Annotated in this window: 31 protein-coding genes; 20 read left to right on the forward strand and 11 right to left on the reverse strand. The window is 53.4% G+C overall.

Features of this window, described 5'->3' with window-relative positions; translation table 11 throughout:
* Positions 1-21: 21 nt before the first annotated feature.
* The 9 genes from MX657_RS01575 to MX657_RS01615 form a co-directional block, all read right to left on the reverse strand.
* Positions 22-591 (reverse strand): 3'-5' exonuclease, encoded by a 570-nt coding sequence (locus tag MX657_RS01575; protein WP_032620634.1) that lies wholly within the window; start codon positions 589-591, stop codon positions 22-24.
* The gene (locus tag MX657_RS01580) at positions 591-794 is read right to left on the reverse strand and encodes a hypothetical protein (RefSeq protein WP_322921309.1); all 204 of its coding nucleotides are present in this window, start codon (positions 792-794) and stop codon (positions 591-593) included. Before MX657_RS01580 ends, MX657_RS01575 begins: the two co-directional genes overlap by 1 nt.
* Positions 784-1,515, reverse strand: a complete 732-nt coding sequence (locus MX657_RS01585; RefSeq protein ID WP_182115537.1) for a DNA-methyltransferase — start codon at positions 1,513-1,515, stop codon at positions 784-786. Before MX657_RS01585 ends, MX657_RS01580 begins: the two co-directional genes overlap by 11 nt.
* Entirely contained in the window at positions 1,512-1,838 is a 327-nt protein-coding gene (locus tag MX657_RS01590) for a hypothetical protein (protein ID WP_322921313.1), read from the reverse strand. The genes MX657_RS01585 and MX657_RS01590 overlap by 4 nt, the downstream gene beginning before the upstream one ends.
* A complete protein-coding gene (locus tag MX657_RS01595) occupies positions 1,835-2,035 on the reverse strand; it encodes a hypothetical protein (RefSeq protein ID WP_322921314.1) in 201 nt (66 codons plus the stop codon). Before MX657_RS01595 ends, MX657_RS01590 begins: the two co-directional genes overlap by 4 nt.
* Positions 2,020-2,562 carry an HD family hydrolase gene (locus tag MX657_RS01600; protein ID WP_322921316.1) on the reverse strand — a complete coding sequence of 181 codons (543 nt, stop codon included), beginning with the start codon at positions 2,560-2,562 and terminating at the stop codon, positions 2,020-2,022. Before MX657_RS01600 ends, MX657_RS01595 begins: the two co-directional genes overlap by 16 nt.
* Before the next feature lie 134 nt (positions 2,563-2,696).
* Entirely contained in the window at positions 2,697-3,524 is an 828-nt protein-coding gene (locus MX657_RS01605) for a YfdQ family protein (RefSeq protein WP_322921317.1), read from the reverse strand.
* 56 nt (positions 3,525-3,580) lie between these two features.
* Positions 3,581-3,952, reverse strand: coding sequence for a hypothetical protein (locus MX657_RS01610; protein WP_032634314.1), 372 nt, complete (start codon positions 3,950-3,952; stop codon positions 3,581-3,583).
* Positions 3,953-4,308: 356 nt separating this feature from the next.
* A complete protein-coding gene (locus MX657_RS01615; protein ID WP_346807074.1) occupies positions 4,309-4,464 on the reverse strand; it encodes a hypothetical protein in 156 nt (51 codons plus the stop codon).
* Here MX657_RS01615 and MX657_RS01620 point away from each other — a divergent pair.
* A complete protein-coding gene (locus MX657_RS01620) occupies positions 4,463-4,717 on the forward strand; it encodes a hypothetical protein (protein WP_346807076.1) in 255 nt (84 codons plus the stop codon). The two genes, MX657_RS01615 and MX657_RS01620, sit on opposite strands and share 2 nt — an antisense overlap.
* On the opposite strand, the gene MX657_RS01625 is transcribed toward MX657_RS01620, so the two are convergent.
* Together MX657_RS01625 and MX657_RS01630 are read right to left on the reverse strand one after the other, a co-directional pair.
* The gene (locus MX657_RS01625; protein WP_322921321.1) at positions 4,695-4,889 is read right to left on the reverse strand and encodes a hypothetical protein; all 195 of its coding nucleotides are present in this window, start codon (positions 4,887-4,889) and stop codon (positions 4,695-4,697) included. The two genes, MX657_RS01620 and MX657_RS01625, sit on opposite strands and share 23 nt — an antisense overlap.
* A 391-nt stretch (positions 4,890-5,280) precedes the next feature.
* Entirely contained in the window at positions 5,281-5,934 is a 654-nt protein-coding gene (locus MX657_RS01630) for a LexA family protein (RefSeq protein ID WP_322921323.1), read from the reverse strand.
* Between the two features lie 93 nt (positions 5,935-6,027).
* Here MX657_RS01630 and MX657_RS01635 point away from each other — a divergent pair, with 93 nt between their 5' ends.
* The 19 genes from MX657_RS01635 (at position 6,028) to MX657_RS01725 (ending at position 19,409) form a co-directional block, all read left to right on the forward strand.
* Positions 6,028-6,225, forward strand: a complete 198-nt coding sequence (locus MX657_RS01635; RefSeq protein ID WP_322921325.1) for a Cro/CI family transcriptional regulator — start codon at positions 6,028-6,030, stop codon at positions 6,223-6,225.
* A gap of 28 nt (positions 6,226-6,253) precedes the next feature.
* On the forward strand, positions 6,254-6,811 hold the full coding sequence (locus MX657_RS01640; RefSeq protein WP_322921327.1) for a YmfL family putative regulatory protein: 558 nt from the start codon (positions 6,254-6,256) through the stop codon (positions 6,809-6,811).
* Positions 6,812-6,983: 172 nt separating this feature from the next.
* Positions 6,984-7,685 carry a phage regulatory protein/antirepressor Ant gene (locus MX657_RS01645; protein ID WP_322921328.1) on the forward strand — a complete coding sequence of 234 codons (702 nt, stop codon included), beginning with the start codon at positions 6,984-6,986 and terminating at the stop codon, positions 7,683-7,685.
* 1 nt (position 7,686) lies between these two features.
* Entirely contained in the window at positions 7,687-7,866 is a 180-nt protein-coding gene (locus MX657_RS01650) for a DUF4222 domain-containing protein (RefSeq protein WP_063928735.1), read from the forward strand.
* Positions 7,863-8,717, forward strand: a complete 855-nt coding sequence (locus tag MX657_RS01655) for a conserved phage C-terminal domain-containing protein (RefSeq protein ID WP_322921330.1) — start codon at positions 7,863-7,865, stop codon at positions 8,715-8,717. Before MX657_RS01650 ends, MX657_RS01655 begins: the two co-directional genes overlap by 4 nt.
* Positions 8,714-10,048 (forward strand): phage N-6-adenine-methyltransferase, encoded by a 1,335-nt coding sequence (locus tag MX657_RS01660; RefSeq protein WP_322921332.1) that lies wholly within the window; start codon positions 8,714-8,716, stop codon positions 10,046-10,048. Before MX657_RS01655 ends, MX657_RS01660 begins: the two co-directional genes overlap by 4 nt.
* Positions 10,041-11,972 carry a DNA cytosine methyltransferase gene (locus MX657_RS01665; protein ID WP_322921334.1) on the forward strand — a complete coding sequence of 644 codons (1,932 nt, stop codon included), beginning with the start codon at positions 10,041-10,043 and terminating at the stop codon, positions 11,970-11,972. Before MX657_RS01660 ends, MX657_RS01665 begins: the two co-directional genes overlap by 8 nt.
* Positions 11,969-13,036 carry a DUF968 domain-containing protein gene (locus MX657_RS01670; RefSeq protein WP_322921335.1) on the forward strand — a complete coding sequence of 356 codons (1,068 nt, stop codon included), beginning with the start codon at positions 11,969-11,971 and terminating at the stop codon, positions 13,034-13,036. The genes MX657_RS01665 and MX657_RS01670 overlap by 4 nt, the downstream gene beginning before the upstream one ends.
* Before the next feature lie 16 nt (positions 13,037-13,052).
* On the forward strand, positions 13,053-13,658 hold the full coding sequence (locus tag MX657_RS01675; RefSeq protein ID WP_322921336.1) for a hypothetical protein: 606 nt from the start codon (positions 13,053-13,055) through the stop codon (positions 13,656-13,658).
* A gap of 340 nt (positions 13,659-13,998) precedes the next feature.
* Entirely contained in the window at positions 13,999-14,403 is a 405-nt protein-coding gene (locus tag MX657_RS01680; protein ID WP_148576952.1) for a putative holin, read from the forward strand.
* Positions 14,400-14,696 (forward strand): phage holin family protein, encoded by a 297-nt coding sequence (locus tag MX657_RS01685; RefSeq protein WP_148576951.1) that lies wholly within the window; start codon positions 14,400-14,402, stop codon positions 14,694-14,696. The genes MX657_RS01680 and MX657_RS01685 overlap by 4 nt, the downstream gene beginning before the upstream one ends.
* Positions 14,693-15,322, forward strand: a complete 630-nt coding sequence (locus MX657_RS01690; protein ID WP_322921339.1) for a glycoside hydrolase family 19 protein — start codon at positions 14,693-14,695, stop codon at positions 15,320-15,322. The genes MX657_RS01685 and MX657_RS01690 overlap by 4 nt, the downstream gene beginning before the upstream one ends.
* Before the next feature lie 7 nt (positions 15,323-15,329).
* On the forward strand, positions 15,330-15,608 hold the full coding sequence (locus tag MX657_RS01695; RefSeq protein WP_322921341.1) for a hypothetical protein: 279 nt from the start codon (positions 15,330-15,332) through the stop codon (positions 15,606-15,608).
* A complete protein-coding gene (locus MX657_RS01700) occupies positions 15,559-15,738 on the forward strand; it encodes a hypothetical protein (protein WP_322921343.1) in 180 nt (59 codons plus the stop codon). The genes MX657_RS01695 and MX657_RS01700 overlap by 50 nt, the downstream gene beginning before the upstream one ends.
* A 66-nt stretch (positions 15,739-15,804) precedes the next feature.
* Positions 15,805-16,062 (forward strand): DUF7681 family protein, encoded by a 258-nt coding sequence (locus MX657_RS01705; RefSeq protein ID WP_199886868.1) that lies wholly within the window; start codon positions 15,805-15,807, stop codon positions 16,060-16,062.
* Between the two features lie 34 nt (positions 16,063-16,096).
* On the forward strand, positions 16,097-16,393 hold the full coding sequence (locus tag MX657_RS01710; protein ID WP_322921344.1) for a hypothetical protein: 297 nt from the start codon (positions 16,097-16,099) through the stop codon (positions 16,391-16,393).
* A gap of 179 nt (positions 16,394-16,572) precedes the next feature.
* Positions 16,573-17,076 (forward strand): DUF1441 family protein, encoded by a 504-nt coding sequence (locus MX657_RS01715; RefSeq protein WP_129252749.1) that lies wholly within the window; start codon positions 16,573-16,575, stop codon positions 17,074-17,076.
* 3 nt (positions 17,077-17,079) lie between these two features.
* Positions 17,080-19,197, forward strand: a complete 2,118-nt coding sequence (locus tag MX657_RS01720; protein WP_346807081.1) for a phage terminase large subunit family protein — start codon at positions 17,080-17,082, stop codon at positions 19,195-19,197.
* Positions 19,194-19,409 carry a hypothetical protein gene (locus MX657_RS01725; protein WP_346807083.1) on the forward strand — a complete coding sequence of 72 codons (216 nt, stop codon included), beginning with the start codon at positions 19,194-19,196 and terminating at the stop codon, positions 19,407-19,409. The genes MX657_RS01720 and MX657_RS01725 overlap by 4 nt, the downstream gene beginning before the upstream one ends.
* Positions 19,410-19,413: the final 4 nt, after the last annotated feature.

A 19,413-nucleotide genomic window follows, 5' to 3' on the forward strand; every position in this document is an offset into this window, starting at 1 on the left:
GCTGCACCCGGGCGTTTAGGTTTATTCTTCGGTGCTGGTGGGCAGCAGGCGCTGCCAAATTGCTGACACATATTTTGCCTGGTGGCGGGCATCGGCTAGTGCGTTGTGGGCTACACCATCAAATGGCATATTGCGCTTTGGGTCGAATCCAAGTTCTTTGCCAAGCAGTACCATAGTGCGCACGTCGCTGTCGTTCCAGAATTGCCATGGGCAGGTTTGGCCGGCACGTTCATAGGCTGAGCGCAAAATCACGTTGTCGAAGTTGGCACCATTACCCCAGACTTTCAGATAGCGTGGGTTGTCAGAGTTACGACTGATAAATGAGCTCAACTCGGAGAGAGCAAAGGTAATGCTTCTCGTATCGTCGGTACAAATAGCAGCGCGAGCCTCCGCTGATTGCTTCAGCCACCACAGGATCGTGTCACCGTCAGGGGTAGCACCCTGATCCATGGCGCTGGCGAGGTTGACGGCCACATAGAACTCGGCGCCCAGCTCGCCGTTTTTCGGGTCGAAAAACACAGCGCCGATCGCGACAATTGGCGCAGTAGGCTTATTGCCCATGGTTTCGAGGTCTATCATAAGGTGGTTCATTACATGTGCTCCAAATCTGATGGTTTAAAAGAATGCCAGTAACCCTCTTCACGGGTCTCTGTTCTGGTCTTGCCGCAGCCATTACACCCATAGTGGAAAATAATAGTTGGCTGCAGCCCGTTAAGGGATTGATATGGGTGAAGCTCTTTCTTGAACAGCACCCATTTATGAAGTTTGAAAAACAGCGGATCTTCATGCTGCATGCTCCTGCTTAATCCCTATACGATGACGCGCGACCTGAAATATTGAGGTGTCTTTCTCAATGCCAATAAAGCAGCGCCCGATACGCAGGCAGGCTACTCCTGCGGTACCGCTTCCCATTGTGAAATCCAGCACCGTATCGCCGGGGTTGCTGTAGGTCTCGATCAGGTACTGAACCAGTGCCAGCGGCTTCTGGGTTGGATGGAAATTACCGATTTGCTTGTCACTCGAGAAAAACTGCACATCGCGTGGGTACCGGCTGGTTGAGTCATACTTAGTCAGCGTCAGCGCTTTGCCGTAGCACTCCGAATTGACGGTTTTGCGCTTCGATGTTCTGCGCGCATGGCCATGGGTAAACTGCGGGTTATATGTCGGCTGGCGACGATAAAACACCTCGATATTTTCATGGGCACGCAACGGCTGTTTTTTGGCATTAAGGAAGCCGGTGGCGTTGCCTTTTTCCCAAATCCACTCGGATCGCCAGTCCGCCAGGTTGCTGCCGACCAGCACAGCGGTAAACGGTTGAGCCGAAAACAGGACAATTGCCGCCGACGGTTTGGCGATGCGGTACAGTTCATGCCACATCACCTTGAGGTCAAGCACCGAATCCCAGCAGCACTGCGTGGTACCGTAGGGAATATCCGCACACACCATGTCTACGGAACCGCTGGCAATCGTGGGAAAAATATCGAAGCAGTCGGCGTTATGCAGGGTAATGCTCATTCATCTTCCTCTGACAAAACCAGAATGGTGTCGTCCGGCACTGAGATGGTGAGCTGGACACTATAACCACGCTCATGCATGGCGTAAGAGACGGGCCACGCTGGCAGCGGCGTATCTTCGGCAACCTGACTGATGCCGATGCTCCACAGCCCGCTGTCGAGGTAATAACCGACCACCTGAATTTCACCCTCGGCGGATTTGAGGTGATAGATGCCTGGAGAGTTGTAGCAACCAATCTCCTCGCGGATCGCGCCTTCGCATTCCAGCAAATCGTCGCTGGCACCGTAGAAATGGAGGTGTTTAACTTTAGTTTGTTCGTTCATTGCGATTTCTCCCCGCGTAAAATTTCGTTCTCTGCCATAAGGGTGACGCGCTGATCCAGAGCTTCACTTAGGGCAACAAAGGTCACATCCAGTCTGGTGGCGACTTCACGCATTAACTGTGCCTCTGCTGGTGGAAGGTCTGACGCTGCTATGTGTGCCGCTGTGACCAATTCTTTTACTTTCATATGTTGTTGCATGCGCGCAGCTCCATCAGTTCGTTAAAGCGGGTCATGAACAGTCCGTAGGCCTGACCAGGGCGAAGTGGAATGATCTGAATAATATCGCTGGTGGGGATCCCTTTAAGGCATGGCCATTCGGTGCCGTCGTCAATTTCCAGATCGCGGCGTTCGGTCGCTAACATTGTGAGATCTGCATACTTCACAACAGGCGACATTTCTGCGGGTAAATCAAAGACAGTACGAATCAGACCATCAACGCGGGCTTCAATACGGCGATAATCAGGAAGCAGGGCTTTAAGCGGTGCCGGTACATCCTGGCAATACGCTTCAGCCGCATCATGCATCAGGGCTTCAAATGCAAACTCAGGCGGTACAATTTGGCTCGCTAAGACAGAATGCTGGGCAACGCTGTAGAACTCTGGAAGATGGCCAGCAAAGCGACAAATGTTAGACAGAGCGTTTGCGATATCTTCAATATCAACATCGCCAGCTGTCGGGTTAATGAAATTAAACTTCTTGCCAGAAAGTGTCAGTATATAACTCATAATAGAATCTTCTCCATATTTGCAGCTGCACCTGCGGCGATTTTTGGTTGTACGAATCCCTCTCCGGATGGAGATATTTAAAGGAATTACGCTTCACTAATAACCCCGTAGCCGGGGTTATTAAGGCTGAGAAATTACGCTTTAAAATTACCGATGAAAGTTTCAACTGTGTCGCCGTCGAATTTCTCGATCAGCAGATCACGGAATTCATTGGCAATAGCTTCTTCCTGCGCCTCCAGCTGGACAATACGAAGAACAAAACATGGCTCATCGGTAGTCAGCAGGCTGTTACGCAGGCTGAGACGGCGTTCGGAAAGACCTTCATACGGTACGCATTTAAATTCAAACGCCACAGGCATAACGTCTTTGCTACTGGCTTCAACGCTCTGCATGAGGGATTTTTTACCGCTGAAATCACCGTCTTCGTGATCCTGCTGAGTTGCCTGCTGGATAGTGATACGACGGACCGCCTGAGCAGCCTGGGAAATTTGCATGGCCCCGCCTTCCGCATCGAACGCCAAAAGGTAATCGCTCCAGTCTTCCAACCATTCAGCGATCTGCTTCTGTTTCAGTCGCTGACCGTTGATCTGCAGAAGTGCGCGGAACGGAGCGGTTTGTTTCAGGCTGATCGAAGCAATGTTGTCCGCATGACCAGGATTATCCAGCGTGCCAATATTGAAGATGGAACGGGCAGTCATATTGTCAGCATCGATAAAGCAGCGGGCTTTCTCGGTTGCGCTGGCGTATCCCTTTGAGTAACGGACAAAGTCTTCAATGCTGGTTGTGCCCATGGCGCCACGGAAGCGGAAACGCTCTAAAGAGAAGCGCTCAAGGCTTTCGACATTTGTGCCGTCCGGAAGCAATGCAGTCGGGCAAGCCAGACCATGGATATCATTCAGATGATAGCCGGACAAAACCAGGTCTTTGACCTGCTGAAAGGTACCGCTGTCTAACTGAGGCATAAAAAATCCTTATTAACAAATGATTGAAGTGGTTACAGTGAATTGGTCGAGGCGGTTCACTGAGCCGCTTTAAGCTTTCCGTCAGTGCCACCGTTGATGCTGAACAGCTGACCCTGATCCTCCTGGAGGATGGTTAGCTTGCCGCCTTTATTGACCCACATCGGTGTTTCGGTGGTGTCTTCTTCGGAGGCTTTACCGCGCGGGGTCGGGGTGCTGTAGTTCAGCTTGTGCTTGATCTTGACGCGCTTCTCTTCAACGGAATTACCCATACGCTCAAAATCAAAGGTGAGGACTACTTTGCCTTTATTGCCGTTGTTCAGAACGCCGAGAGCGGTGGTGTTGAGCGCCGCTGCGATTTTGTTCATGAACACTCCGGCATCCAGCTCGCCCAGAAAGTCGGGCACTACGGTCATGCGGTCATTACTCATGGTTTTACCCTCATGAAAGGCGGCTGCAACCGCCAGTGAAACTACTCCATACACAACAGAGAAGGACACCTGCGCGATTATCATGGGTAGATAGGCCACTTTCCTCGCGCCCGGGTGGATTGGGTTATGAGCCCGTCACCCGGTGATGCCCTTGTCTGTTGTGTAAAAAGGGCAGTACCAGGGACTTCTAAGGTTGGTACTGGTACCGCCAAGACTACACACAGCAATTCAAATGTTGTGGCGGTGGTGCCTCCACCTGCCGGCCCGGCCAGAACCGGCGACGCTACACCTTAAGAAACGTATTCATTTCAAAGTTGAAATAAACTTATTGGCCTCGTCACGTGCGCATAGCCGCATTACCACAACTGGAAGCGCACTCCGCCTGTTTGCTTACCTGTCATCCACAACCGATAGTTGATGGAGTGCGCTTTCATGTTGTGCGCCTGTCTTTTCACCACTTCAGGCTCGGTGGTACTCTGGTCGCTCTCACACAGCCAGAAGGAAACTTTCATGCGCGGAGTCGTCGTACATCATGAACACCGCATTGGTTACATCGTTATCCGTGACCAAATCGGAGAATTCACGGTCGCTGAGCTGCTCGGTGGGTATGACGTCGAGAAGGGGCACGTCATATCCGGTGAACTCCACAGTCTCGGTGGTGAAACTTTCATTAACGAGACTGAGGAAGAAGAGATTGAAGTGTTTGTTCAGGGTTACGGTATGTCTGAACAGCAATCAATTCTCATGATCCGAGGTACTCGTTGAGCCATAGACGAAAGAGGCCACAGTTCTTTAACGTCGCGTTGCAGTATTCAACTGAGACCACTTGGCCTTGTGTTATATGAGGCTTAATCTCTTCGTTGAACTGCAACCCTCGTTTGGCTGCCAGCTCCAGACGCGCAATCTTTTCGAAAAACGCTTCTAACTTCTCATCCATCGGACTTCTCCAGTACGGTTTGCTTCACGCCTAAGTATCTTCGGGCGGGGTGCTAAGGGGGTGATTAGCCCTGATCCTTAACACTCCTGCTGGTTTTCGGTATTCCTGGCTTGGGTATCGCCACCAGCTATAGGAATTTGACTACGAGTTGCGGTTAATCAGGCCGCGCCTCTGTTACCCCTCCCGAAGACACCTTCCAGCGAATCATCCCGGTCTTCATCTGCCCCGGGCGGCTACTTCGTGGGCGTCCTGCCTGTTCGCTGTTGACGGATTTAATGTAGGATATCCAACACGCAAGTGTCAAGATTAAATGTAGGAATCCCAACATCAAAATGTAGGGATATAAAAAAACCGGGCATGAGCCCGGCTAGTTTGAAAGGGTAATGTTAGATTAGAAATCCATTACTACTTGTTTAACGAGACCCACAATGCGGCAGTTTTCTCCGCACTCTATGGTCTTAAAATTTGGATTAAGCGGGACCAGATATCTGTTTGGCCAATCCTCAACAAACTTTTTGAGGGTGGCTTCTTGGCCGCCATTTATATGGGCAACCACGATTTTACCGTTGAGATATTCAATATCCATAATGTCAGGTTCAACGATAACTATAGATCCTTCTGGTATTGAGGGAGCACCTAATGGATTTGTCATCGAGTCGCCGCGTACTCTTAATGCAAATGCCATGTCGGATACAAGCGCCGTTGTATAAACCCACTGCTCGGCGTCATCCTCCTTGACACCTGGGTCTGTCATCGTCCAAGACCCGGCTTGAACCCATGATATCAACGGCACTTTTCTAACCGAGAATATTTCTGGCTTTAGATTCACCTTTGGTTCAGGAGAGCCCTTCCCACTTACAAGCCATAGAGGATCGCATTTTAACGCGTTGGCAAGGGCTTGAAGGTTAGCACCGTTAGGTTGGTAGTCGTCCTTTTCCCATCCTGTAACCGTGACACGATTCACACCAGCTATATCAGCTAGTGCTTGCTGCGTCAGATTCAGTTCCTTTCGCCTTTGGCGGATTCGATCGCTCATATTCATCATGTAGGTAATCCTACCACTTGTTGAGGTAAGATTCTTGACATTGTAATGTTGGATATCCTACATTGTGCAAGTGTCAACTAACTGGAGTTAACAATGCGGAAGTCCGATGTGATTAATTTTTTCGGCGGTGTATGTAAAACCGCCGAAGCCCTTGGAATTAAGCACCCGTCGGTTTCAGAGTGGCCGGAAATTATTCCGGAGGGGCGAGCTTATCAGCTCGAAAACATCACTCGCGGAAAACTAAAAGTCGACGTGTCTTTATACCAAAAGCATAACGATACAGCAGCTTGAGTGTAACCACAGAAGAGAGGTGTAGACCGTGGGTATAGAACCTGAATGGAAAGTGGAAAAGCAGCCCGCTTGGCTGGTGGCCGCAATCAGGAAGACGATCGCCGCGTTGCCAGGCGGGTACGCTGAAGCGGCGGAAATTCTGGACGAAACCCAGAATTCTCTTTTTAACCGCCTGCGCGCTGGTGGCGATCAGATTTTCCCGATGGGCTGGGCAATGGTGCTTCAGAGGGCTGCTGGTGTGAGTTACATCGCCGATGCGTTCTCTCGTGAGACTGATAACGGGACTCATGTTCCTGGTGCCGTACCGGATGACGAAAACGAAGAGATTAGTTTGAAGCTAGCCGAGCTGGTGGGGAGGCTTGGAGAACTGGTCAACGCATATCGTTGGTATATCGATGACGGTGTTGTTGATAAGGGGGAGTGGCAGAGCCTTAACGACATTGCATATCAGTTCAGGGTAACACTGATGACCTTCCTGAATTTGATTGCCCGTGTTTACTGCCTGCCAGAAAAGAGTGACGCCCGCGAGTGTGCAGCTCCGGGCGTCGTGGCAGATAAATCTATGTGTATGGAGAAATCCGCATGAGCAATTTAACCGCAATTCCTCGTTTACCGCAACTTCGGTCGTTTCCGCTCCCGGACTCGCCGTTGTTCAGGTATGAGCGAATGGTAGCAGGGCGCTGGGTTGCATGTAACCACAGTCGCGCGGCTCTCATTGTGGGGGGATTCAACCGGAGGGCTGCGGCATGGTACGGCAGATGAACCAAACAGGCGCGACGGCGTCACTACCAGCTTTTAGCTCCAGTCCTATGACCATGGGAAGCCGTGAGATCGCCAGACTGACAGAAAAGCGTCACTCAGACGTCATTCGCGACATTGAACGAATGTTTGAACAACTGGGAGAGGATGTAAGCGGGTATGCGCAAAACTTCGTACACCCCCAAAATGGACAAACTTACCGCGAGTATCGCTTAGACCGCGAGCATACCGAATGCCTCGTTGCAGGTTATAGCGCTCCTTTGCGTATGAAGATCATCCGTCGCCTGCGTGAGCTTGAGGGTGGGGCACCGTCAGTTCCTCAGTCCCTGCCTGAAGCGTTACGCCTGGCAGCTGATATGGCAGAGCAAAATGCCGCGCTGGTCAATAAAGTGCAGCAGGACGCGCCGAAAGTCGCATTCGTCGAACATTACGTTGAAGCCGGCGGTGCTAAAAGTCTCCGCGAAACGGCGAAAATCCTCAATATGCCGGAAAAGGCAATGATCGACGCTCTCCTGCGAGACAAGGTGCTGTTCCGCCAGTCCGGCAATCTCCTGCCACATGCACTTCGCCAGCGCGAAGGGCTATTCACTGTCAAAACGGGCACTTCAGACTTCGGCCATGCCTACACCCAGACACGTGTCACACCTCGTGGTGTTGAGTGGATCGCCCAGCGCTACGCCTCAGAGCTGATGGGAGGGTGATATGAGCAACAATCATCAAATTCTCGATCGGCTTTACCGCGATCACCACGGCATCGTCGTCAACGTTATCAGATATGAGCCAGACAGCCAGAAGGTTGTATATAAGCGTCCTGGTTACGAGTGGGAATGCGCGGCGCCGTTACTTATTTTCCGTGCCCGATTCAGGAGGATCGACAAGTGAGTGTGAAATTATCCTCCTACGTCTGGGATGGTTGTGCTGCCGCAGGAATGAAGCTGTCCAGCGTGGTCATTATGGCGCGCCTGGCTGATTTCAGCAGCGATGAGGGGGTGTGCTGGCCGTCTATAGCGACAATTGCCCGCCAGATTGGAGCTGGGGAAAGTACTGTCAGGACGGCGATAGCGAAGCTTGAGAAAGAAGGCTGGCTAACACGCAAACAGCGTCGCCAGGGCAACCGTAATGCCTCGAACGTCTATCAACTGAATGTCGCGAAACTTCAGGCCGCTGCTCTTTCTCACCTGTCAGAATATGACACCTCAAATTCTGACGCATCAGATTCTGACCCCTCAAAATTTGAGGCATCAAAATCCGGTAATCCGGCGGTGTTTGACCCGTCAGAATCTGGCGGGGATCCGTCAGTAAAATCAACTACTGATCCATCAGATAAAAAACCTTCTTGTCCGGTTGCCCCGCAACCCGACCCTGAGGTTGTGATCACCGATAACGCCATTCTGGTGTTAACCCACTTAAACCAGGTCAGTGGCTCTCGGTACCAGAAATCAAAGACCTCTCTGGAGAATATCCGAGCCCGGCTGCGGGAGGGTTATACCGTCAGTGACCTGAAGCTGGTTATCGACCTGAAGCATGAGCACTGGAACGGCAATGATGAGCAATACCAGTACATGCGCCCTGAAACACTGTTTGGTCCGAAAAAGTTTGAAGGCTACCTGCAAAGCGGGATCCGCTGGGACAAGAAAGGCCGCCCTCCGCGTGAAAGCTGGGGTGAAAAGAAACACGATCCGATGAAGTTCGGTCCAGTTGATACCAAGATTCCAGAGGGGTTCAGAGGATGAATGAAAATAAATACTGCCGCGCGCTGGCTGAACTGCGTTCAAGACCAGCCCACGAGTTGAAAGAGGTCGGCGATCAATGGCGCACTCCGGATCTGTTGTTTTGGGGTATCAATGCGATGTTCGGCCCTCTCGTGTTGGACCTTTTTGCCGACGACAGCAACGCGAAGTGCCCAGCATGGTACACGGCTGAAGATAATGCCCTGACACAGGATTGGTCAGAGCGTCTGGCAGAACTCGGTGGTGCCGGGTTTGGCAACCCGCCTTACAGCCGCTCTCAGTACCACGACAAGCAGGCCGTTACCGGAATGACCCACATCATTAACCACGCTATGGCAATGCGAGAAAAGGGTGGTCGGTACGTTTTTCTCATTAAGTCTGCGACGAGTGAGACGTGGTGGCCGGAAGAGGCAGATCACGTCACATTTATCCGTGGCCGAATTGGTTTCGATCTTCCTAAGTGGTTCGTGCCAAAAGACGAAAAGCAGCAGCCCACCAGCGCTTTTTTTGCTGGCGCGATCGTGGTCTTCGACAAAACATGGCGGGGAGAGCGTTTCAGTTACATCAACCGCACCGATCTGGAGGCCAAAGGCCGTGCTTCGATGTCGCTGGCCCAATTTGCAGTGGGTAGAACGCAAACTGATGCGGCGCCGGAGCTCGACGCTGAGGTAGTGCCGGAGAAATCAGAGGCAGAACTGCCATTAACCCAAAAAGCCATTCTGGAAACCAGTGGTGTAGAGGCTTGGGCCTGTGTTGTCGCGGCGTTCGGCGGGAAAGATGAGTACACCTTCAGCGAGTCAAAGTTTGGTCATACCTGGGCAGCCGACTCTCTGGAAAACCCTGAATTTACCAATGTTTCACCGCTGACGATCGGCAGAGCGAAAAAGCTGATCAGCGAGAGCATCCTGGTGGGTGTTAATGCATGGCTGGAAACATTGCCCTTTGATAGCGATGACGTGAAACAAGACATGTCAGAGCGGCTTCGCACGGTTGCCGTTGAATCTGCGAAAGAATACGGCATCAACCACAGTGAATTCATCGCGACCATGGAAAGCCTGGATAAAGCCAAATGGTCAAATATTCGAGGGATCCGCGCCCATGTGCGAGAAACGCAGGAGTCAAAAGACAAGGTGTTAAACGAATCGCGCGTTTGGCCTCTTGAGGTTGGACTGGTGTTTAACCAGATTGAAGGGGCTGACGCTCTACCTGTTTCACAACAGAACAAGCTGAAAGCCAATATCAACCAGCTGTGGCTCGAACGTATGCCGACGAATGAAATTATCACGACCGCTGGTGGCCTCTTCAACAGCATGCAGGGGGCCGTCAATGCGTGAAATTATCGTTGATAACTTTGCCGGTGGCGGCGGCGCGAGTACCGGCATTGAACTGGCGATCGGGCGTAGCGTGGATATCGCTATCAACCACGACGAAAACGCTATTGCGATGCATAAGACGAATCACCCGGACACGCTGCATTATTGCGAGTCGGTGTTTGACGTTGACCCAGGCGCAGCCACCAGCGGTAAACCTGTCGGTCTGGCCTGGTTTAGCCCTGACTGCCGCCACTTTTCCAAAGCGAAGGGCGCTAAGCCAGTTAAGAAAGAGATTCGCGGGCTGGCGTGGATTGTCCTGCGCTGGGCGCTGGCAGTACGTCCCCGCGTAATGATGCTGGAGAACGTCGAAGAATTTAAGACATGGGGCCCGCTGCTGGATGAAGAATTACGCCCGGATCCTGAGCGTGCTGGTGAAACATTCGAGGCATTTGTCGGCATGCTGTCGACGGGGATCGCGGCGAACCACCCTGCACTGGCTGAGGTTTGTGAATTCCTTGCCATTGAGCCGCACGGCCAGCAGGCGCAACAGCTGATCGCCGGGCTTGGTTATGAGGTTGATTATCGCGAGCTGCGCGCGTGTGATTTCGGCGCGCCGACGATCAGAAAGCGTTTCTTCATGGTCATGCGCTGTGACGGCCGCCAGATTCAGTGGCCTGATGCGACCCATGGTGATCCAAAATCACTGGAGGTACAGAGCGGCAAGCTGGCGCCATGGCGTACCGCGGCAGAGTGCATTGACTGGAACATCCCGGCCCGGTCCATCTTCGACCGCAAAAAAACGCTGGCGGAAAATACGCTCAAACGTATCGCGCGCGGCATCCAGCGTTTCGTTATCGAGAGTGCTTCGCCGTTTATCGTTAAGTGCAACCACACCACGTTACACGGCAAATATGATTGTTTCCGTGGGCAGGAGCTCGAGGCTCCATTACAAACCATCACGAAAACCCACGGCTATGCGCTGGCGGTACCGCACCTTACTAAATTCCGCACCGGAGCCACCGGGCAGCCATTAACCGAGCCGGTACCAACTGTCACCGCTGGTACGTCGGCGCGCCCGGGCGGGAATGGGCATGCGCTTGGCGTAGTTGAGGCCTGCCTGACACCTTTCCTGGCAGGCAACGGCGGCAGTGAGTACCAGGCAAAGCCGCGCCCGCTGGATAAACCCGCTCATACAATCCTCAAGCAGTCCCGCGCGTGCGTGGTTGCGCCGGTCATCGCCCGCCAGTTTGGCGCCAGTGTTGGGCACAGGGCTGACGAACCGAGCGCGACGATTACTGCAGGTGGTGGCGGTAAGTCGCAGCTGGTAACTCCAGCACTGATCCAGATGGGGTACGGCGAACGCCCAGGGCAAGAACCGCGTGTTCTTCAACTGAATAACCCGCTCGGCACGGTCACTGCTGGTGGTAATAAGTTTGCAACGGTGAGCGCGTTCCTGGCGAAGCACTATGGTGGGAATTACACGGGCCCAGGTGTTGGTCTGGATGAGCCCGCGCATTCCGTTACCACTGTTGATCACCATGCGGTAGTTGCGTCGCACCTGGTGAAGCTGCGCGGAACCTGCCGCGACGGTCAGACGATGGATACTCCTATACCGACGATTACCGCTGGTGGCCAGCACGTTGGCGAGGTCCGGACATTCCTCGAAACCTACTGCGGTGAAAGCGAGGATGAATGGCTGGTAACGATCGACGGGGTGAAATACCAGATCGTTGATATCGGCATGCGGATGCTGCAGCCGCACGAGCTGTATCGGGCTCAGGGATTCCCTGCAGAGTACATTATCGATCAGGATTATCGTGGCAAACGCTATGCAAAGGATAAGCAGGTGGCACGCTGTGGTAATGCTGTTCCTCCTCCTTTCGCAGAGGAGCTGGTGCGTGCGAATCTTCCTGAAATGTGTTCACAGCAGCGGGAGGTAGCTTGAGAGCGTTGCTTAAGCCGGATATCGCCCGCGGTCTGGGCGTCGTCTTATTGAAGCCGGGTAGTGAGCTGATGGGCCTCTTTCACCAGGGGCGCATTCTGATCGAGCCAGAACCTAAATCTATGTCACACCTGCCTTCGGGCAGGGTGCCGGATGCCAGGCAACCTCTGGCAGAAGATCAGTCCATAGAGTCTTTTTTTACTGATGAACGCGTTATTAAAGCTGCTGGTGGCCTGCCAGCACTGGAGGCATGGCTGCTGCGAAGGTTTAAACATTGCCAGTGGCCGCATTCTGATTACCACCACGCAGAAGTGGTCACAATGAGATATAGCCAGGGTGCTATGGTTCTTTGCTGGCATTGTGATAACGAGCTACGGAGTCAGTCTACAGATCGACTATCGGCACTGGCACGTAAGAACCTCATTGAGTGGGTCGTTGATTCAATATTGATGGACCTCAGGTCCGGTAAAGATCGTGAACTTTCAATCGCTGAACTGTGCTGGTGGGCGGTATATACCGGCGTGGCAGACGCTATCCCGGAAGAACTGGCCGCCAGGGCACTGAAGTTACCGTATGAACCATTTCCTGCTGTTTACAAAGAAAGCAATATTGTTGCCATAGACAACAGGCCGACCGTTGCCCTGCAGGGGAGACTCAAAACTGCAGGGGCATTTAAAAGATGCAGGCCGGAAGCAAACCAGCAGGAAGCGCAGGAACAGCAGCCGAAGATAATAGCGTTGCGCGCGGATCCAGAGTCACCGGAGTCTTTTATGCTCCGTCCAAAGCGTCGTCGCTGGACCTGTGAGGACTACACCCGGTGGGTTAAAGCTCAGGCTTGTTCTGGTTGCAGAAGGCCTGCTGACGATCCCCATCACATAATCGGGAATGGAATGGGCGGTACCGCCACCAAGGCCCACGACCTCTTCGTGTTCCCTCTGTGCAGAGAGTGTCACGACGAGCTTCATGCCGATGTAGCGGCGTTCGAGAAGAAGCACGGCACGCAGCTGGAGCTGCTGTTCCGTTTTCTGGATTGGGCGCTGGCAATCGGCGTAATAGTAAATAAGTAAGTGTATGGAGTTGAGAATGACACCGCAGCAACGTCGTAAGTATCTTAATGCCTTTACCACAGTGGCGAACGCCACTCATAAACGCTATCTGGGGAAGTCCGTATTACTTACCGGCATCCAGGCTGGCTGGATCAAATCACTTCTTTGTGTATGGGGTGATGGCGTTCGTGGTGATACTGCGCCACGTAAACCAACAGGGCATTCATGCTGGAATGTCATCCGTGGCAAAAACTGGTCCGATAAAGCTCTTGAACGTTTCACTTCCGCGCTGAATCAGGCGAGGGAAGAGGGGTATCGTGGAGAGCAGGCTATGAAACGTGCCCGCTCAATTCTTTGGCCTGAACCGCAAGCCAGTTTAGTCGAGGAGGCTATGAGCGCTGATGATGTCGAATTTGTAGAGGAGGCTGTGCTGCAGGCGTTCGAGTTGGCCGATCCCGTTTACGTGGTTGGATGCCAGTATTACACCACCCGCAAAAAAATGTCAGATATCTCCAGAGAGCTGCAGCGTTTAGCTCCATGGTTGACAGACAGAGAGGCCAGAGAGCGTGTGCGTTGGTGTCTTGAGATATTCCGGGCAAAGGTCTTTCTTTCTGTGCGCCGGGGCCTGGAGAAAGTTTCATAATGTCGCTCGTTTTAGCAATTAGTGCTATTTTTCTTGCTAAACATTGAAAACACGTCAAGAAATTAGATAATCCATTCATGCTTGGCAGAGCTGCGCCGCGATGGCAGCGAATCTAAGCGACAATTTGATTATAACGAAAGCCCCGCCAGTCGGGGCTTTTGCTTTCCGGCGATACGACAGGGGTATTCGCGAAGGTGCATTGCACCAGTACCCCTGTCATATCGTCGATCTCACCTGATTTATTCATTCCTGACATCTTCTTTTAAGGCTGCCATCCGGTAGCCTTTTTCCTTTCCCCTCAATTTTTCTGAGAGGATCCACAGCAATAAGAGGGGGCAAAATGTCCGCAGAACCAATATCTGCAACGGTAACGGCAGGCGTGGCCGCCGGGACTACCGGAATTACCTTCGCCACGTTATTTCCTGAAGCCACACCTGCAGTAATGGTCTGCTCACTCGCCGGGGCGGCGTTGTACATCCTCAGTTCAGAAGACCACAAAATCTGGAAGCAGATACTCTTCGCATTAATTTCGTTCATTGGCGGAATTTACTGTGCCGGAACTGCCTCGGAGATTATCGCCGCCCTGATAAACGCCGGGCTCAACCAGCTTAGCCCGCCTGTCACCATCAAGGTTTCCCCGGCGATTGGCGCGCTGGCTGCCTCTACGGTTTCCGTGACTATTCTGCTGCGCATTCTTGCCCGCTCAAAAACAGGCAATCTGCCCGGCGTGAAGGGGGAAGAATGACGTGGCTACTGCAGAACTATCCCTGGTTGCTGCTTCACCTTAATGCACTGGCCTGCATCATGATCTCAGGTCGCCTGATGTTCTTCCGTAAACGGAGCATGCGCCGCCGCCGAATCATGGAGTTCGTGGCCTACGGTCTCATACTGGCGCCAGCCTATACAGCCTTTCGGATCTGGCACGGTGATTATGTCCAGGTCGATTATGGAGAAATACTCATCAACGTTGTTGTCTGCGTCGCTATCTGGCGTGCGGGCGGCAATATCGCTCGTATTACGGGAGAGAGCACAACGTGAACCAAACACAATTTCAGAGGGCGGCAGGTATAAGCGCCAGACTGGCTACGCGCTGGTTTCCACACATTGACAGCGTAATGAATGAGTTCGGCATTATGGCACCGCTCGATCAGTCCATGTTCATTGCCCAGATAGGGCATGAGTCCTGTAGTTTTACACAGCTGGTGGAAAGCCTGAACTATGCGGCAGAAAGCCTAGTACCTACGTTCGGCAGACACCGCATCACACCCCAGCAGGCCGCCGCGCTCGGCAGAACAGCAACGCAGCCGGCCAACCAGAAAGCGATCGCCAATCTTGTCTACGGCGGCGAATGGGGCAAAAAAAATCTGGGTAACCAGGTAGCAGGTGATGGCTGGAAATATCGAGGTCGCGGCCTGAAGCAAATCACCGGGCTGAGCAACTACCGCAGCTGCGGTCAGGCGCTGAAGCTGGATTTGGTGACACAGCCAGAATTGCTGGAAGTGGACGAAAACGCCGCGCGCTCAGCTGCGTGGTTCTATGCCTCCCGCGGCTGCCTGCTCCACTCCGGCGATGTTGAGCGCGTTACGCTGCTAATCAATGGTGGACGAAACGGGCTGGAGCAACGCCGCGCACTGTTTAATTTGGCAAAATCCGTGCTGGTCTGAGGTGGCTATGAGCATCATCGAAATGATTTTGGGCGGTATTGCTGCGCTGGTGGCGGTCGCGTTCAGCGGGTTTGTTGCTGGCAATATTCGCGGAAGCGGAAAGGCAGAAGCAAAAGCCAAACAGCAGCGCACCGAAGAGAATGCAGCGGCGACCGTTGCCGCGGCGGAACGCAAAGCGGAAGTCACGAAAGAGGCCAGTAATGTACAGCAGACTGTTAACCATATGCCTGATGACGATGTTGATCACGAGCTGCGTGACACGTGGAAGCGTCCCGGTGGTGGTTGATACCGCCTGTGACTGGGTAAAGCCAATCTACCTGACCGATCACGACATCGATGTTCTGGAACGCCAGACGAAGAAAGACATCCTGGCGCATAACAAAGCGTGGCAGGCGAACTGCCAGAAGCAGGAGTGACGCATGCTGCTGTGTTCACATTCAATCGCGGGTAAGTTTCCATACCCGCCAAAAATAGAGAATCCGATGAGCGAAGCTAAACCACAGGACGGAAGCACCGTTAAGGGCTACCGCGAACTCTCTTACGGTGAAATCGGCAAGATGAACCAGTTCAAAGACATCAGCCGCCAGTTCATCAAATTGCTTCGCGAACAAATGTGCGACATCCCTCCGGGAGTCGACAGCTGGGAAGCCCAGGAGTGGATAAGACAGGCTGAGTTCGACATGAAGCGCGCATGCATGGCTGCATGTCGTGCCGTTGCCCGTCCAGATGCCGACTGTTAGCCATTACAAAGCTCACCGGCTGGTGGGCTTGATAATGGTTACCTCCACCAGCGGATATAAAAATTCTTCTTTAAGGGATTTCGAGAATAATCCAGATGATGAGATGACGACTATGAATAACACCCTGTACGAAAAAGAAGAAGCGAAAGCAGCCCTGATCAAAGAACTTCGGGATGCTATTACATCACAACTTACCGGAGAAATGGACTGGGTGAGAACAAGAGCTTTTTGGGCTGCACGATTACCTGGCATACCGCCGGAACTGCTTGCTGAATCTCTGGCGGCAGCGATCAGCAAGGGGGCCGCCCTCCTGGTATCACGGTGCAGATAAAAATGGTTCTCATTTGTAAAAGGTACTCCTGGCGATCCTGAACACCGAGGGGGCGAGGACACGCGGAAAACGGCTAGTTTTTTGCATTTTATGGGTTTCATCATCATCCCTTTAACCTGTTGATATTTCAGTCCTGAGCATTTGCAGGATGTCGAAATGACTATTTTTTGTTCACCATCATGGATAACGAACTGAAAAATTTCCGGCTGAATATTACTCAGCTGGCAGCCATTACCGATCTGCACCGTCAGACGGTCGCAGGCAAGCTGGCAAATGTTCAGCCAGCACCCGGCAGCAATCCGAAACTTAAGCTTTATGCCGTCACCGATATCCTCAGGGAGTTGCTGACAAGTACCACTCCGTCGGAGCTGGTGGACGTCGATAAAATGCTTCCTCCCGATCGCAAAGCCTGGTTTCAGTCAGAACGTGAACGGCTCAAGTTCCAGCAGGAAACGGGGGAGCTTATCCCGGCATCCGAAGTCACCCGAGAGTTTTCCTCCATGGCTAAAGCAATGGTTCAGGTTCTGGAGACGTTACCCGATATTCTTGAGCGAGATTGCGCTATGACCCCGTCAGCAGTTGTCAGGGTCCAGCAGGTTATTGACGATCTGCGCGATCAGATAGCCCTCAAAGTTGAGCAGGCCGACTCACCGGAACAGGAGGATATGCCAGAAGAGGAGTAAGTCATGCGACAGGCCACGGCAGCGGAAGTCAGGCGTAACGCTTCCGCGATTCTCAAAGCCCCGCGGCGTATGCCTGTGGCTGAGGCGGTTCAGAAATTTATGCGTGTCCCGATGGGGGCCGGTAACTCGGTTCCGTGGGATCCTGCAGTTGCCCCTTATGTGATCGAGCCAATGAATTGCCTCGCTATGCGTGAATACGATGCGGTGGTGTTTGTAGGTCCGGCACGTACGGGGAAAACGATCGGTCTGGTGGATGGGTGGGTGGTCTACAACATTGTCTGTGACCCGTCCGATATGCTGGTCGTTCAGATGACCGAAGAGAAAGCCCGGGAACACTCGAAAAAGCGCCTGGCGCGAACCTTTCGTGTCAGTCCTGAGGTGGCGAAGCGCCTGAGCCCGTTGCGAAACGACAACAACGTGCATGACCGTACCTTTCTGGCGGGGAACTACCTCAAGATTGGCTGGCCTTCCATCAACATCATGTCCTCGTCAGATTTCAAATGTGTGGCGCTCACGGACTATGACCGCTTCCCTGAGGATATCGACGGCGAGGGTGACGGTTTTACCCTGGCTTCCAAACGTACCACGACTTTTATGTCCGCCGGGATGACGCTGGTGGAGTGTTCGCCAGGCCGGGACATTCGCGACAGTAAATGGCGCCGTAAATCTCCCCATGAAGCGCCACCAACGACTGGTGCACTTTCTCTGTACAACCGTGGTGATCGCCGTCGGTGGTACTGGCCGTGCCCGCACTGTGGTGAGTATTTCCAGCCCGCGATGGAGGCGATGACCGGCTATCGCGATGAACCGGATCCGGTAAAAGCCAGTGAGTCGGCTCATCTGCTTTGCCCGCACTGCAACAACGTTATCACCGCAGATAAAAAGCGCGAGCTTAACGGGGTGGGTGTCTGGTTGCGTGAAGGTCAGAGTATTGACCGTGACGGCAATATTTCCGGTGAGCCGCGCCGTTCGCGCATAGCGTCGTTCTGGATGGAAGGCCCTGCAGCTGCGTATCAGACCTGGGCGCAACTGGTCTATAAGCTGCTGACCGCTGAGCAGGAGTACGATACCACGGGCAGCGAAGAAACCCTCAAGGCGGTTATCAACACCGACTGGGGGCTGCCGTACCTGCCGCGCTCGGCCAGTGAACAGCGACGCGCCGATGCGCTGATGCTGCGTGCGGAGGATTACGGTAAACGCCTGGTTCCGCCAAAAGTGCGTTTCCTGCTGGCGGCCGTCGATGTTCAGGGCGGGAAAAAGCGCCGTTTTGTCGTGCAGATTATTGGCTATGGCGAAAACGGTGAGCGCTGGCTGGTGGACCGCTACAACATCCGTCAGTCCCTGCGCTGCAATGAACATGGCGAGGCGGAGCCTGTGCACCCTGGCGCCTATCCGGAGGACTGGCAGCTGCTGGTCTCCGATGTGCTGGAAAAAAACTATGCGCTGCAGTCCGACCCGGCGCGGCGTATGCCGGTGCTGGCGATGGCCGTCGACAGCGGCGGTGAAGAAGGCGTGACGGACAACGCATATAAATTCTGGCGCCAGTGCCGGCGAGATGGCCTGGGTAAACGCGTTTACCTGGTCAAGGGCGACAGTACAAAACGCCAGAAAGTCATCACCAAAACCCACCCGAACAATACCGAACGCAGCGACCGTCGCGCTGACGCGCGCGGCGAGGTGCCGGTGTATCTGCTGCAGACCGATCTGCTTAAGGATCAGCTCAGCAACAACCTCGATCGCGAAACGCCGGGTGCGGGTTATATCCACTTCCCCGACTGGCTGGGTGAGTGGTTCTACGAGGAGCTGACCTACGAAGAGCGCGGCGTAGACGGCAAATGGCGCAAGCCCGGCAAGGGCGCCAACGAAGCCTTCGACCTGTTCTGCTATGCCCACGCCGTGGCGGTCCTGCGCGGTTATGAAAAAATCCGGGACTGGGAAAAGCCACCTGCATGGGCGGAGCCGCAGGATCTCAATCCAAATATTTATGAAGGGGAAAGCCCCCGGGAGATAACCGTGAAAAAAACAAAACCTGTTCAGTCGCCTGTTAAGGCTGAGCCTGAAAAGGACACAGCACTCTCCGGCAACTGGCTGGGGTCTTCCGGTAAGGGAGGCTGGTTATGACGAAAGATGACATCCAGAAAACGCTGGTGATGGTACGCCAGGCCTACCAGGATTCGCTGGACGGTAAGAGTATCTCCTTTACCGGCGTAAACGGTCGCGCCATTACCAACCACGATCCGAAAGCGCTGCGCGACGAGCTTGAATACTGGGAGCGGCGCTGGCGGATGGTCAACAGTCGTGGTGGTTCGTACAAACTCGCTAACTTTCTGTAAGGCG

It is taken from the genome of Enterobacter chuandaensis (assembly GCF_039718975.1).
Classification (GTDB): Bacteria; Pseudomonadota; Gammaproteobacteria; order Enterobacterales; family Enterobacteriaceae; genus Enterobacter; species Enterobacter chuandaensis.